The organism is Ferrovibrio sp. MS7 (genome assembly GCF_038404985.1).
Lineage (GTDB): Bacteria > Pseudomonadota > Alphaproteobacteria > Ferrovibrionales > Ferrovibrionaceae > Ferrovibrio > Ferrovibrio plantarum.
This window is the reverse complement of the sequence record NZ_JBBKBA010000001.1, coordinates 148,890-161,957: the sequence shown is the minus strand read 5'-3', so window position 1 is coordinate 161,957 and position 13,068 is coordinate 148,890. Positions and strand designations below refer to the sequence as shown.

The window sequence follows — 13,068 nt, the reverse complement described above, 5'->3', positions numbered from 1 at the left end:
CCTTCGGGCGGCGAATCAGGGGATGATGCTGCGCCAGGGATGGCCTTCAGCATTCTATTGCGGCGCGTTGCCCTAGTTTGGGGCCAGGGAAACCCTGGGCCATGCCGGGGTAACAAGGAGCCTGATCATGCGTCTCACCGATTTCAACACCCTGACCTTCGACTGCTATGGCACCCTGATCGATTGGGAATCCGGCATGGTCGAGGCGCTCAAGCCGCTGACCACCAAGGTCAAGGCGCCGCTGAGTCGCAATGCGATTCTGGAAGCCCATGCCCGCCATGAATCGTCGCAGCAGCTTCACACGCCGACCAAGCGCTACAGCGAATTGCTCGCCATCGTCTATAAGCGTCTGGCCGAGGAATGGGGTGTACCGGCATCGGTGGAAGAATGCGTGCGCTACGGCCAGAGTGTGCGCAACTGGCCAGCTTTCCCCGATACCGCTGGCGCGCTGCAGTATCTGAAGAAATACTACAAGCTGGTGATTCTCTCCAATGTTGATAACGAGACTTTCAGCTACAGCAACCAGAAGCTCGGCGTCGAATTCGATGCCATCTACACTGCCGAGGATATTGGCTCCTACAAGCCGAGCCTGCGCAATTTCGACTACATGCTGGAAAAGCTCGCCGGCCTGGGTGTGACCAAGGACAAGATCCTGCACACCGCGGAAAGCATGTTTCATGACCACAAGCCGGCCAACCAGATGCAACTGGCTTCCTGCTGGATCTACCGCCGTCATAATGACGAAGGCTTTGGCGCCACCATGAATCCCGGCGATATGCCGAAATATGATTTCAGGTTCACCAGCATGGCCGATCTGGCCAAGGCGCATCAGGAGCAGTTGCGCGCCTGATCAGGCGGGATTGAACACGGCATGAATGGGCTGCCCAAACTCGATCGGATCGATATCAATATCCTCGTCCATCTGCAGAAGGACGGGCAGCTCACCAATGTTCAGCTTGCCCAGCATGTCGGCCTGTCGCCGAGTCCCTGCCTGCAACGGGTCAAGCGCCTGGAGCAGGCGGGCTATATCACCGGCTATGGGGCCAGGATCAATCTGGCCAAGCTGACCGAGACCATCACGGTGTTCACCGAGGTGACGCTATCCGACCACCGCCGCAACGATTTCGTGAAATTCGAATCCAGCATCCGCAATATCGAAGAACTGATGGAATGCCATCTGCTCAGCGGCGGCTATGATTACCTGCTGCGCTTCGTCACCCGGAATGTGAACCACTACCAGCAGATCATCGAAGACCTGGTGGACCGCAATATCGGGATTGAGAAGTATTTCAGTTATATCGTGCTGAAATCACCGATCGTGAAGACGGCGCTACCGATCTGGACCTTGCTCGGCGAAGAACGTTGAACGGCACCCCGCTGCCTTCGTGGCAGCAGGGTGCTTATCAGGGTCAGCCCGCCGCGTCGGCAGATGGATCCAGGCCGCCGACATGGAATGACTTCAGTTCGAGATACTCGTCGATGCCGAACTTGGAGCCTTCACGACCGAGGCCCGATTGCTTGATGCCGCCAAACGGGGCGACTTCCAGCGATACGGAGCCGGTATTCAGGCCGACCATGCCGAATTCCAGACGTTCCGCAACGCGCCAGGCGCGGCGTATATCCTGGGTGTAGTAGTAGGAGGCAAGGCCGAACGGCGTCGCATTGGCCATGGCGATGGCCTCATTTTCCTCACGGAAGCGGAAGATCGGCGCCACCGGGCCGAAGGTTTCCTCGCTGGCCAGGTCCATCTCAATCCGCGCACCGGTCAGCAGGGTGGGGCTGACGAACAGGCTGTTCGACTTGGTGTCGCCACCCAGCACCAGCGTGGCACCCTTGGCGCGGGCATCCTCGATATGGCGCTCCACCTTGTTCACCGCCGCCTGGTTGATCAACGGGCCGATGGTCACGCCGTCGTCCACGCCGTTGCCCACCACCAGCTTCGCGGTAGCCTGGGCCAGACGCTCGACGAAACGGTCATGGATGCCATCCTGAACCAGGATGCGGTTGGCGCAGACGCAGGTCTGTCCGGCATTGCGGAACTTGCTGGCCATCACGCCGGCAATCGCCAGATCGATATCGGCATCATCGAATACGATGAACGGGGCATTGCCGCCCAGTTCCAGGCTGATGCGCTTCACCGTATCGCCGCATTGCTGCATCAGCAGCCGACCGACCCGCGTCGAGCCGGTGAAAGAGAGTTTGCGCACGCCGAGATTGCCGGTCAATTCGCCGCCGATGCCCTCGGGCATGCCGGTGACGACATTGAACACACCCTTCGGGATGCCGGCACGCTCGGCCAGCACAGCCAGGGCCAGGGCGGAAAGCGGCGTGAAATCGGAAGGCTTCACGACTACGGGGCAGCCGGCGGCAAGCGCGGGTGCCGCCTTGCGCGTGATCATGGCGCTCGGGAAATTCCACGGCGTGATGGCGGCGGAAACGCCCACCGGCTCGCGCAGCACCAGAATGCGGCGGTCGGTGCTTGGCGCCGGAATGATATCGCCATTGATGCGGCGTGCTTCCTCGGCAAACCATTTCACGAAGCCACCGCTATAGTGGATCTCGCCGCGCGCTTCGGCCAGCGGCTTGCCCTGCTCCACGGTCAGGATGCGGGCCAGGTCTTCCAGATTCTCCAGCATCAGGCGATGCCAGGTTTCCAACAGGCGGCCGCGCTCGCTGGAAGGCAGCGCACGCCAGGCCGGCCAGGCGGCTTCCGCGGCTGCGATGGCCTGACGGGTCTCGGCGGCACCCATGGCCGGTACATCGATGATCACATCGCCATTTGCCGGATTGGTCACGGCAATGGTCTGGCCGCTGGCGGCCGCAACCCAGGCGCCACCGATATAGGCTTTGCCGGTCAGCAGTGACGGATCGCGCAGTTTGTCCTTAAGCATGGTCGATTCTCCTCAGATTACAGCCGGCATCATCCCGCCAACGCACCAAATTTGCTGCCGTAGACGCAGTACATTCGACGTTGAATGCGGGAAAACGGTTGAAAACAGCATCCTCTGCTTTTTATTGGGCCGGAATATGGGCCCCGTATCGGAGGAACCCATGACAGAGCTCGTTCCAGCAGCCGCGCCGGTGGCGGCGTTCGCTGATTTTTTGAAACTCGACATCCGTGTTGGCCGGATTACCGAGGTGCAGCCTTTCCCAAGGGCGCGCAATCCATCTTACAAGATCGCGGTGGATCTTGGCGAGCTTGGCACGCGTTGGTCGAGTGCTCAGATCACCAATTATTCGCCTGATGAACTGATCGGCGGTCAAGTTGCCTGCGTCTGCAACTTTGCCTCGCGCAACATCGCCGGCTTCGCTTCGCAGGTGCTGATTCTTGGCGCCCGCAACGAAAACGGCGATGTCATTGTGTTGTCGCCCCGGTCGGCGGTTGCGCCAGGCGAGAAGGTATTCTGATCACAGAATGCCCTAGCCTGTTGCCCTGGTGGAAAATGCTTTCCATCGCCCACGATGCGGCATTTCTGGATGGAAAAGCGGTCAAGTTCAGCCGATGCCGTTGGCGCCGAGCGCCTAAGCTCGCGACATCCTTTCTGAACCGAACGCGCCCATATCGGGGTGTAGATGGAGGCTATCATGTCTGTCGCCCGCAGCAATCAGGCTCTACTCGAAACCCGCAACAAGCATGTGCCGCGCGGCGTTCTTACTGCGCATCCGCTGGTGATCGAGCGCGCGCTCGGCAGTGAAGTCTGGGATGTCGAAGGACGCCGTTATCTCGATTTCGTCGGCGGCATCGGTGTGATGAATATCGGCCACAGCCACCCCCGGATCGCCGAAGCGGTGGCCGGCCAGATTGGCAAGATCAGCCATATGGCTTTCCAGGTCGGCGCCTATGGCCCTTATATCGAACTGGCCGAGAAGCTGAACGCGGCGATCGGTGCGGGTGCCGATTGCAAGACGGTGTTTTTCACCACCGGCGCCGAAGCGGTGGAAAATGCCATCAAGATCGCGCGCGGCTATACCAACCGGCCGGCGGTGATTGCGTTCCGTGGCGGCTTCCATGGCCGCACGCTGCTCGGCATGACCCTCACCGGCATGTCGCAACCCTACCGGCAGAATTTTGGCCCCTTCCCGGCCGAGATCTATCACTCGGTTTATCCGGATGCCTATCACGGCATCACCACGGATGTGGCCCTGGCGGCGCTTGAAGAAGTCTTCGCCACGCAAGTGACGCCCGATCGCGTGGCGGCGATTATCATCGAGCCGGTGCAGGGTGATGGCGGTTTCCTGCCGGCACCGGATGATTTCATGGTTGCCTTGCGTGGCCTTGCCGATAAGCATGGCATCGTGCTGATCTGCGATGAAATCCAGACCGGCTTCGGCCGCACCGGCAAGATGTTCGGCTTCCAGCATTCGGGCATCAAGCCGGACCTGGTGACGGTGGCGAAAAGCCTGGCCGGTGGCCTGCCGCTTTCCGGCGTGGTCGGCCGGGCCGAGATCATGGAGGCGCCGATGCCAGGCGGCCTCGGCGGCACTTATGGCGGCAATGCGCTCGCCTGTGCTGCCGGTCTCGCGGTATTCAGGATTTTCGAGGAAGAGAAGCTGGTCGAGCGCAGCAATGTCATCGGCGAGCGGCTGCGTGCCGGGCTTGATCGCCTGCAGCAGAAGTTCGCCATTATCGGCGAAGTGCGCGGGCTTGGCAGCATGATTGCCATGGAAATTGTTACTGATCGTGCCAGCAGGAAGCCCGATGCTGCCCTGGCGCAGAGCATTATCGACAAGGCCCGTAGCGCCGGCCTGCTGGTGATAAAATGCGGCGTTCAGCGCAACGTGGTGCGCTTCCTCGCCCCACTCAACACCAGCGAGGCGCAGATCGAAGAGGCGCTCGGCATGATCGAAACGGCGCTCGTCAAGGCGACGGCCTAGGCGTAAGAGGCGTAGCGTTCCCAACTGCTGAACAGCCGCCGCACCTGGGTGCGGTGCAGCCGCCGCCGGGCTGCCGGATCGAAGGCATCGCGGCGATGCATCACGCTCACGTTATTCCACAGCAGCAGGTCACCCGGCTGCCAGCGATGGCGCATGGTGAATTGCGGCTGTGTTGCATGCTGCCAGAGTTCGTCCAGCAAGGCCTTTGCCGCCTGATCCTCCAGCCCTTCCACCTTGGTGTTGGAGCGGCGGCCCAGCAGCAGCGACGGCCGGCCGCTGAATGGATCGGTGGTGACCAGCGGATGCCAACTGCCCTGGCCCGGTTGGGCACCCATCCGTGGCGTGCCGGCGCTGGTATAGCCGGCATCATGCAGCACGCGAAGCCGTGCGATGGTGTTCTTCAAGGCATAGGGCAGGGCATCATAAGCCGCCTGCAGATTCAGGAACCAGGTATCGCCGCCCTGCGCCGGCACTTCATGCGCCAGCAGCAGGCAGGCGACCGGCGGGTCCGGCACATAGGTCATGTCGCTGTGCCAGGATAGTTCGCCATCGCCAAGGCCACCGAGCTTGCGGCCCTCGGCGGTAACGACATTGGACACCACGGCGATTTCCGGGAAGCCATCGGCGGATGACTTCTCGGTATCGAAATTTGGCGCCGGGTCGAGTTGCCCGAGGCGGCGGCTGAAGGCGAGCAACTCACCATCGCTCAGATGCTGGCCACGGAACACCAGCACCAGATGCCGATGCCACTCATCCAGTACGCCGGCCAGGGCTATATCATTGAGTGGCTTACGTAAATCCAGGCCATGTAGTTCGGCGCCAAGGCCGGCGGGCAGCGGGTGCAGGGCGTATCCCATGGGGCGGTACCTTCACAATGTGATAGCTTAATTTAACATAGAAATATTGGGTATAAATATTTATCTCAAACAATATTTGTAAATAAGAAAACAAAAACCTTTTGTTTTGTGAAATAGAGGCTGCGCCCTACCGTTGCCCTGACTGCCATGTTCCCGGGCCGTGTTCCCGGGCCGCGCCATCCAGGAAGGGTTCTGCCATGCATCTCTTGTCCCGTTTTGCCTCGCTTGCCGTTGCCGCCGGCCTCAGCCTTGGCCTTGCCGCTCCGGCGGTGCGGGCCGAAACCAAGGAAATCCGCATCGCGCAGCAATTCGGCCTGGCCTATCTGCCGCTGATCATCGTCAAGAACCAGAACCTGATCGAAAAGCATCTGACCAAGCACGGCCTGCCGCCGGCAACCGTCACCTGGGCGCGGCTTTCGGGTGGCACGGCGGCGAATGACGCGCTGCTCACCGGCAGTGTCGATTACGTCGCCGCCGGGATCGCGCCGCTGCTGATCCTGTGGGACAAGAGCCGCGGCAACCTGGATGTGCGCGCCATTGGCGGCCTGGATGCCTCGTCCACCTTCCTCAACACCAACAACCCGAATGTGAAGACGCTGCGCGACTTCACCGACAAGGACCGCATCGCGCTGCCGGCGGTGAAATCCTCGATCCAGGCGGTGATGCTGCAGATCGCGGTGGAGAAGGAATTCGGCATCGGCCAGCATGAGCGGCTGGACAAGCTGACCGTCACGCTGCCGCACCCCGATGCCACCGTGGCCTTGCTTGGCGGCAAGTCGGAAATCACCGGACATTTCACCACGCCGCCCTTCAACCATCAGCAGCTCGAGCAGCAGGGCATCCGCCGGGTCACCTCGTCCTACGAGATTTTCGGCGGCCCCACCACGGTCACCTCGGTCTATGCCACCGGCAAGTTCCGCGCGGCCAACCCGAAAACCTTCCAGGCCGTGTTCGATGCGTTCAAGGAAGGCCATGAGCTGATCGCGCGAGACCCGGATGCGGCGGCGAAAATCTTCATCGAGGAAGAGAAATCGAAACTCGGCGCCGAATGGGTGCAGAAGCTGCTGCGCGACCCGACGATCAAATACACCCTGACGCCGCAGAACACCCAGAAGATCGCCGATTTCCTCTATCGTGTCGGCACGGTGAAGAACAAGCCTGAAACCTGGCGCGACTATTTCTTCGCCGATCTGCACGACCAGCAGGGTAGCTAAAGCCATGGCCGCCGCCCCAGTCGCCCAGTTGCCGCATCCGCTCTTGAGCGTGCGCGGCGTCACGGTGCAGTACAAGACCAGCGATCATCTGGTTACGGCAACGCACCGCGTCAGCCTCGACGTGCACAAGGGCGACCGCTTCGTGCTGCTCGGCCCCTCGGGCTGCGGCAAGTCCACCCTGCTCAAGGCGGTGGCCGGTTTCCTGCGCCCGACTGAAGGCGAAATTCTGCTGGATGGCCAGCCGGTGCGTGAAGCCGGGCCGGACCGCATCATGGTATTCCAGGAATTCGACCAACTCATGCCGTGGAAGACGGTGTTGCAGAACATCACCTTCCCGTTGGTCAATGGCGGCACCTCGAAACGTCAGGCGGAAGACAAGGCGCGGGCCTATCTCGACCGCGTCGGCCTCACGGGCTTCGGCGATGTCTACCCGCATATGCTGTCCGGTGGCATGAAACAGCGCGTTGCCATTGCCCGCGCCATGGCGCTGGAGCCGAAAATCCTGCTGATGGATGAGCCTTTCGCCGCGCTGGATGCCCTGACCCGGCGCCGGATGCAGGAAGAACTGCTGAAACTGTGGGACGACATTGGCTTCACGCTGCTTTTCGTCACGCACAGTATCGAGGAAGCCATCGTGGTCGGCAGCCGCATCCTGCTGCTGTCGCCGCATCCGGGCCGGGTGCGCGGTGAACTGAATGTGCCGCAGTTCGGCGGCGAACTGGGGGGCGAGGCACAATCGGCCCTGGGTCGCCGCATCCATCATCTGTTGTTCGATGAACAGGACAATGCGGTGGAAGGGCGGGCGATGGACGCACGGAAGGTCTCCCATGGTCGCCGCTAGCCACAGCCTAACCCGCCGCGCACCGCCGCTGGAGCGGCCGGAATTCATCCGCAATGTCGATGACGTGCCGACGGATCTCAAGGTCGAGCGCCCTCTGTCGCTGGCCGAACGCATCTATCAGATCGATCCGGTGCGACAATTCAGCTTGCTGCTGATTCTCGCCGCGATCTGGCAGGCCTATGCGCTGTGGATCAACAATCCGCTGGTGCTGCCGAGCTTCGGGGCGGCCATTGAGGCCTTGTGGGATGGGTTCACGCGCGGGCCGTTGCTGCTGCGCGCCGTGACGTCGCTGAAGCTGCTGGTGCTCGGCTATGCTGCCGGCATCGTCGTGGCGGTGCTGCTGACGCTCGCCGCGATTTCCACCCGTATCGGCACCGATCTGCTGAACCTGTTCACCGCCATGTTCAATCCGCTGCCGGCCATCGCCCTGCTGCCGCTGGCGTTACTGTGGTTCGGGCTGGGCGAGAAAAGCCTGATCTTCGTGCTGGTGCATGCCGTGCTGTGGCCGCTGGCGCTGAATGCCTATACCGGTTTCCAGGGTGTCAGTGAAACACTGCGCCTGGCCGGCCAGAGCTTCGGCCTGCGGCATTTGAATTTCGCGGTGAAAATCCTGATCCCGGCGGCTTTCCCGGCGATTCTTACCGGCCTCAAGATTGGCTGGGCCTTCGCCTGGCGCACCCTGATCGCCGCCGAGCTGGTATTCGGCGTGTCGTCCGGCAATGGCGGTTTGGGCTGGTACATCTTCGAGAACCGCAATCAGCTTGAAATCCCGGCGGTGTTCGCCGGCCTGCTCACCGTCATCGGCATCGGCCTGCTGGTCGAAAGCGTCATTTTCCGTTCCATCGAGCGCGCCACCGTGCGTCGCTGGGGCATGCAGCGATAGGGAGGACTCCATGGGCATCGCACAGCATAAAATCGATTTTGCTTATCGCCATTTCGATGCGCCGCTCGGCGGCGAAATCGTCGGCCTGGATCTTTCGCAGCCGCTTTCGGAAGAGAGCTTTGCCGAAGTGCGCAAGGCTTTTCTCGATGCTCAAGTGCTGGTCTTCCGCAACCAGCAGGCGCTGACGCCGGAACAGCATATTGCCTTCAGCCGTCGCTTCGGCGAACTGCAGATCCATGTGCTGAAGGAATTCCATCTGCCCGGCCATCCGGAAATCCTGGTGGTGTCGAATGTGGTGGAGAACGGCCGCAAGATCGGGTTGGGCGATGCCGGCCGCTACTGGCATTCCGATCTCTCCTACAAGGAAGAGCCGAGTCTCGGCTCGCTGCTGCATGCCCAGGAACTGCCGCGCATCGAGGGCGATACGCTGTTCGCCGACATGTACGCGGCTTATGAGACCCTGCCCAAGGAGATCAAGCAGCGCATCGCCGGTCGCCGCGCGGAGCATTCCTATACGCTGAAATACGATGCCCTGCGGGCCAAGTCCGATGCCCGCAATCCGCTGACGCCGGAACAATTGGCCCAGGTCAAGCCGGTAACGCATCCGGTGGTGCGCACCCATCCAGAAACCGGCCGCAAGGCCTTGTTCATCAGCGAGGGTTTCACCTCACGGATCGAGGGCCTGTCGGAAGGCGAGAGCGAGGAATTGCTGAAATTCCTGTTCGCGCATTCGACCCAGCCGGCCCTGACCTACCGCCACCAGTGGCAGCCGGGCGATCTGGTTTTTTGGGATAATCGTGCCGTGATCCATCTCGCCGTTGGTTGTCCGCCGACCGAACGCCGCACGCTCTACCGTACCACGGTGAAGGGCGACCGGCCGCAGTAATCCGGCCACTGCCTGCGGATCAAAAAAGGGCTGGTTCCACAGGGAACCAGCCCTTTTGCTGTGTGTTTACTTGCCGTGGTTAGCTGCCCGGCTTGCCGTGGGCTTCCGGGAAGACAAGGTCGCGCCAGGTCGGCTTGGCCTGGATACTGCCGATACGGTGCAGGAAGTCGGAGAACTTCTCGAAATTCTGCGGCGCGGTGGAATACTGAATATCCGGATCGGCCAGCAACTGCTCGATGAAATCCTGCGGCAGCTTGGAATTGTCCAGCTTCACGAAGATACGGGCCGCTTCCTTGCGATTCTGCCGGATGATCTGGGTGGCTTCCTCAAGCGCCGCGTTCACCGCCTGATAGGCCTTGGGATTGTCATTGCGGAACTTCGCCGTGGTCCAGATCGCACTGAACGAGGCCGGGCCATCGGTGATCTCGTAGGAACTCAGCACGCGATGCACCTTGGCATCCTGCAATTGCTGATACTGGAATGGCGGGCTCGTGAAATGGGCGGTGATTTCGGTGCGCCCCGAAAGCAGCGCCGCCGTGCCGTCCGGATGGGCCAGCGACACTGTCAGGTGATCCAGCTTGTTCTGCTGGCCGAGGCCGAAGGTCTTTTCAGCCGCCATTTGCAGCAGGATCGCCTGCAACGAAAGTTTCACCGTCGGCACCGCGATACGGTCCTTCTCGGTAAAATCGCGCAGGGATTTGATGTCAGGCTTGTTGCTGTTGAGGAAAGCGGGCTGCGCATTCAGCGCCGCCACCGCCTTCACCTGGATATTGCTGCGGGTTTTGTCCCACAGAATGATGAACGGTGTGACGCCAGCGGCGCCGAAATCCGTGGTGCCGGCGAGCAGCGCATCGTTGATCGCGGAAGGGCTGCCGAGCGGTGTGTAACTGGCCTTCAGGGCTTTCAGGCCCAGCTTCTCGCCCTGCTTTTCCACCAACTGCAGTTCCTGCATGACATAGAGCTGTAGATAGCCTAGGCCAAGCTGGCGGGCGAAGCGCACTTCGGTCACTTCGGCTCTGGCCCCCGTTGTAGAAAATGCCAAACCGGCGGCGAGGATGCCGCCGATAATGGAGCGGCGTAGGATTGGGCGGCGCATGATCTGTTTCATCGGGGTTCCCTGCGTTGCGTAAGACCATCAGGCCACGCTAAGCTGTGCCGCATGCAGCGAGAATTTAGATTTATTTGTCTGTCGATTAAGCCCGGATCGGCATGAAGCAGGATGCAGCGAAAATCGCCACCGCCGACATCGCCATTGTCGGCGGCGGCTTCGCGGCAGCGGCGTTGCTGATGGCCTTGCTGCGCCAGCCGGCATCGCCGCGCCTTACCTTGCATGTGTTCGAACCGGCGGAGCGGCTTGGCGCTGGTCTGGCTTATGGCGCTGCCGCGTCCTGGCATAGCTTGAACATCACCGCCGCGCGCGCCAGCCTGCTGCCGCAGGATGCGGATAGCTTCTGGCGCTGGGCGGTGGCCGAAGGCCATAGCGATGCGGCGCCGCATTCTTATCTGCCGCGGCTGGTCTTCGGCCAGTATGTCAATTCCATGCTGCGCCAGGCGATGCAGGCTTCGCCGCATCAGGTCGAGCATCACCGTCAGGCTGTGCGCAACATCGAACGCCGGGCCGGCGGTTTCCGTCTGACCCTTGATACTGGCGCGGTCTGCGATAGCCGCATCGTGGTGTTGGCAGCGGGCGCCTTGCCGCCGAGCGCGCCGCCCGTACCAGGCCTCACCGAAGCCCGCGCTGCCGGCTTGGTAATTGCAAACCCTTGGGCGCTGGACGAGCTGCAACGCATCCCGCCGGATCGTCCGGTATTCATTCTGGGCACGGCGCTGACCATGGCCGATGCCGTGCAGTCCCTGCGCCAGACGGGGCATCTCGGCACCATCACAGCTTTGTCGCGTCACGGCGTGGTGCCGACCTTGCGGATTGATCCGCCGGCGGCAACGGCGCCATTCGGCCCGGAACAGGCAGGGCAGGGCTTCAGCCGCCTGCTGCAGCAATTGCGCCAGGCCTCGCGCGCCGCCATCCGCCAGCATGGCGACAACCGCTGGCAGGCGGTGATTGAGGCCCTGCGGCCGATCACGCGGCCACTCTGGTATGCTTTGCCCGTGGCGGAGAAAAGCCGTTTCGTGCGCCATCTGCGCAGTTTCTGGGATGCGCATCGCTACCGCATGCCACCAGATACCGCGACATTCCTGGCCACCGAACTCAATCGCGGCAAGCTGGTGGTGGAGAAGGGGCGCTTGCTTTCACTGCGCCAGGAGAATGGCGAATTGCGCATCGCGGTGCGCCGGCGCAGCGCCGTAAGCATTATCGAAATGGCGGCTGCGACGCTTATTCTCTGTGTCGGCCCCAAACCCTCCGGCGACGAAGCGATGCTGATTCAGGCCCTCGAAGCCGGGCATCTGGTGCGCCGCGATGCTTTCGGCATGGGCCTGGATGCCCGGCCTGATGGCCAGCTTGTCGGCGGCGATGGTCAGCCAGTAGCCGGGCTTTATGGCCTCGGCCCATTGCTGCGCGGCGTACATCTCGAATGCACGGCGATTGCCGATATCCGCGACCAGGCGATAGAACTCGCGGCTACGTTGCTGCGCTAGGGCAGGCCTATCAGCGTCACTCGCCGGTGACGGAGTCGATGGTGAGCGCGGTCACCAGGGTCTGCACCAGGCCGATGGCGCCGGAAATCGGCTGAAACGGCGAGGCAGCACCAGCATCGATATAGAGCCGCGTATGGGCATGCGAGGCGAGCGGGCTGCTCGGCCCATCGGTGATCACCAGCACCTTGCGGCCGGAGACATAGGCATCCTGCACGGCATCGACCACGGGCTGCGAATGCGGCGCGAAGGCGATGGCGACCAGCAGATCATCCGGGCCGATGGTGGCGATCTGCGCGCCCGCCATGCCGCCGGCGAAATCGAGCAGGCTGCATGGGCGCTCCGACCGCATCAGCGCATAAGCGAGATAGCTGGCGATTGGCCGCGAGCGGCGCAGGCCGGCAACATAGACATGGCGCGCGGCGCGCAGCACTTCCACCGCGCGGGCCAGGCTGTCGGTATCGCAATGGCGCAGCAATTCCTGCAGCGAGTTGATATGCGCCTGCACGCAGGATTGCAGCAGATCCTTTACATCCGGCGGCGCCTGCAGGGCGCTGGCCTCGGAATAGACCCGCTCGCGCACCACGGCCTCGCCCTCGATCAGGCGCTGGCGGAAGACCCGCTGCAGATCGGAGAAGCCGGCATAGCCGAATTCCTTGGCGAAGCGGATCAGCGTCGAAGGCTGGATATCCAGTTCGCCGGCGATTTTCGAGGTGGTGTTGAGCGCGAAGCCGTTCGGCTCTTCAAGCGCGGCGCGGGCGATGCGCTGCAGATGCGGGCTGAGGCTGGTGAAACGGTCGCGGAGCCGCTGGCGCAGGGCCTCGAAGGTCTCGGGATTCGGGTTCAACGCCGCCGCCTCGGCGGTGACGGGGCCTGGATTCGGCACGGCAGCATTCTTCATAGCCAATCTTTACAACAGT

Annotated in this window: 13 protein-coding genes; 9 read left to right on the top strand and 4 right to left on the bottom strand. The window is 62.1% G+C overall.

Annotated features, from left to right (window positions below):
- Window positions 1-127: 127 nt before the first annotated feature.
- Together V6B08_RS00720 and V6B08_RS00715 are read left to right on the top strand one after the other, a co-directional pair.
- Complete coding sequence (locus tag V6B08_RS00720; RefSeq protein WP_341977079.1) at window positions 128-850, top strand: haloacid dehalogenase type II; 723 nt, start codon at window positions 128-130, stop codon at window positions 848-850.
- 21 nt (window positions 851-871) lie between these two features.
- Window positions 872-1,366 (top strand): Lrp/AsnC family transcriptional regulator, encoded by a 495-nt coding sequence (locus V6B08_RS00715; RefSeq protein WP_341977077.1) that lies wholly within the window; start codon window positions 872-874, stop codon window positions 1,364-1,366.
- Window positions 1,367-1,409: 43 nt separating this feature from the next.
- On the opposite strand, the gene V6B08_RS00710 is transcribed toward V6B08_RS00715, so the two are convergent.
- Window positions 1,410-2,891: an NAD-dependent succinate-semialdehyde dehydrogenase gene (locus tag V6B08_RS00710; RefSeq protein ID WP_341977074.1), complete on the bottom strand. Its 1,482-nt coding sequence runs from the start codon at window positions 2,889-2,891 to the stop codon at window positions 1,410-1,412.
- A 160-nt stretch (window positions 2,892-3,051) separates the two neighbouring features.
- On the opposite strand from V6B08_RS00710, the gene V6B08_RS00705 reads away from it, so the two are divergent.
- The gene (locus V6B08_RS00705) at window positions 3,052-3,408 is read left to right on the top strand and encodes a tRNA-binding protein (protein WP_341977072.1); all 357 of its coding nucleotides are present in this window, start codon (window positions 3,052-3,054) and stop codon (window positions 3,406-3,408) included.
- Window positions 3,409-3,585: 177 nt separating this feature from the next.
- Entirely contained in the window at window positions 3,586-4,875 is a 1,290-nt protein-coding gene (gene gabT, locus V6B08_RS00700; RefSeq protein ID WP_341977070.1) for a 4-aminobutyrate--2-oxoglutarate transaminase, read from the top strand.
- On the opposite strand, the gene V6B08_RS00695 is transcribed toward gabT, so the two are convergent.
- The gene (locus V6B08_RS00695) at window positions 4,872-5,732 is read right to left on the bottom strand and encodes a TauD/TfdA dioxygenase family protein (RefSeq protein ID WP_341977068.1); all 861 of its coding nucleotides are present in this window, start codon (window positions 5,730-5,732) and stop codon (window positions 4,872-4,874) included. The genes gabT and V6B08_RS00695 overlap by 4 nt on opposite strands.
- A gap of 197 nt (window positions 5,733-5,929) precedes the next feature.
- Here V6B08_RS00695 and V6B08_RS00690 point away from each other — a divergent pair, with 197 nt between their 5' ends.
- Genes V6B08_RS00690 through V6B08_RS00675 form a run of 4 tightly spaced genes read left to right on the top strand, consistent with a single transcriptional unit; the run spans window position 5,930 to window position 9,556 of the window.
- Window positions 5,930-6,946: an ABC transporter substrate-binding protein gene (locus V6B08_RS00690; RefSeq protein WP_341977066.1), complete on the top strand. Its 1,017-nt coding sequence runs from the start codon at window positions 5,930-5,932 to the stop codon at window positions 6,944-6,946.
- Window positions 6,947-6,950: 4 nt separating this feature from the next.
- A complete protein-coding gene (locus tag V6B08_RS00685) occupies window positions 6,951-7,787 on the top strand; it encodes an ABC transporter ATP-binding protein (RefSeq protein WP_341977064.1) in 837 nt (278 codons plus the stop codon).
- Window positions 7,774-8,670 (top strand): ABC transporter permease, encoded by an 897-nt coding sequence (locus tag V6B08_RS00680; RefSeq protein ID WP_341977062.1) that lies wholly within the window; start codon window positions 7,774-7,776, stop codon window positions 8,668-8,670. Before V6B08_RS00685 ends, V6B08_RS00680 begins: the two co-directional genes overlap by 14 nt.
- A gap of 10 nt (window positions 8,671-8,680) precedes the next feature.
- Entirely contained in the window at window positions 8,681-9,556 is an 876-nt protein-coding gene (locus V6B08_RS00675; protein WP_341977060.1) for a TauD/TfdA dioxygenase family protein, read from the top strand.
- A gap of 79 nt (window positions 9,557-9,635) precedes the next feature.
- Here V6B08_RS00675 and V6B08_RS00670 read toward each other — a convergent pair whose 3' ends face one another.
- The gene (locus tag V6B08_RS00670; RefSeq protein ID WP_341977058.1) at window positions 9,636-10,652 is read right to left on the bottom strand and encodes an ABC transporter substrate-binding protein; all 1,017 of its coding nucleotides are present in this window, start codon (window positions 10,650-10,652) and stop codon (window positions 9,636-9,638) included.
- Between the two features lie 113 nt (window positions 10,653-10,765).
- Here V6B08_RS00670 and V6B08_RS00665 point away from each other — a divergent pair, with 113 nt between their 5' ends.
- On the top strand, window positions 10,766-12,151 hold the full coding sequence (locus V6B08_RS00665) for an FAD/NAD(P)-binding protein (RefSeq protein ID WP_341977056.1): 1,386 nt from the start codon (window positions 10,766-10,768) through the stop codon (window positions 12,149-12,151).
- Window positions 12,152-12,167: 16 nt separating this feature from the next.
- On the opposite strand, the gene V6B08_RS00660 is transcribed toward V6B08_RS00665, so the two are convergent.
- Entirely contained in the window at window positions 12,168-13,049 is an 882-nt protein-coding gene (locus V6B08_RS00660) for a MurR/RpiR family transcriptional regulator (RefSeq protein ID WP_341977054.1), read from the bottom strand.
- Window positions 13,050-13,068 lie beyond the last annotated feature (19 nt).

Bases quoted from the DNA above. Each gene is read 5' to 3' on its own strand.
- V6B08_RS00720 (WP_341977079.1), top strand. From the start codon at position 128: ATGCGTCTCACCGATTTCAACACCCTGACCTTCGACTGCTATGGCACC.
- V6B08_RS00715 (WP_341977077.1), top strand. From the start codon at position 872: ATGAATGGGCTGCCCAAACTCGATCGGATCGATATCAATATCCTCGTC.
- V6B08_RS00710 (WP_341977074.1), bottom strand. From the start codon at position 2,891: ATGCTTAAGGACAAACTGCGCGATCCGTCACTGCTGACCGGCAAAGCC.
- V6B08_RS00705 (WP_341977072.1), top strand. From the start codon at position 3,052: ATGACAGAGCTCGTTCCAGCAGCCGCGCCGGTGGCGGCGTTCGCTGAT.
- gabT (WP_341977070.1), top strand. From the start codon at position 3,586: ATGTCTGTCGCCCGCAGCAATCAGGCTCTACTCGAAACCCGCAACAAG.
- V6B08_RS00695 (WP_341977068.1), bottom strand. From the start codon at position 5,732: ATGGGATACGCCCTGCACCCGCTGCCCGCCGGCCTTGGCGCCGAACTA.
- V6B08_RS00690 (WP_341977066.1), top strand. From the start codon at position 5,930: ATGCATCTCTTGTCCCGTTTTGCCTCGCTTGCCGTTGCCGCCGGCCTC.
- V6B08_RS00685 (WP_341977064.1), top strand. From the start codon at position 6,951: ATGGCCGCCGCCCCAGTCGCCCAGTTGCCGCATCCGCTCTTGAGCGTG.
- V6B08_RS00680 (WP_341977062.1), top strand. From the start codon at position 7,774: ATGGTCGCCGCTAGCCACAGCCTAACCCGCCGCGCACCGCCGCTGGAG.
- V6B08_RS00675 (WP_341977060.1), top strand. From the start codon at position 8,681: ATGGGCATCGCACAGCATAAAATCGATTTTGCTTATCGCCATTTCGAT.
- V6B08_RS00670 (WP_341977058.1), bottom strand. From the start codon at position 10,652: ATGCGCCGCCCAATCCTACGCCGCTCCATTATCGGCGGCATCCTCGCC.
- V6B08_RS00665 (WP_341977056.1), top strand. From the start codon at position 10,766: ATGAAGCAGGATGCAGCGAAAATCGCCACCGCCGACATCGCCATTGTC.
- V6B08_RS00660 (WP_341977054.1), bottom strand. From the start codon at position 13,049: ATGAAGAATGCTGCCGTGCCGAATCCAGGCCCCGTCACCGCCGAGGCG.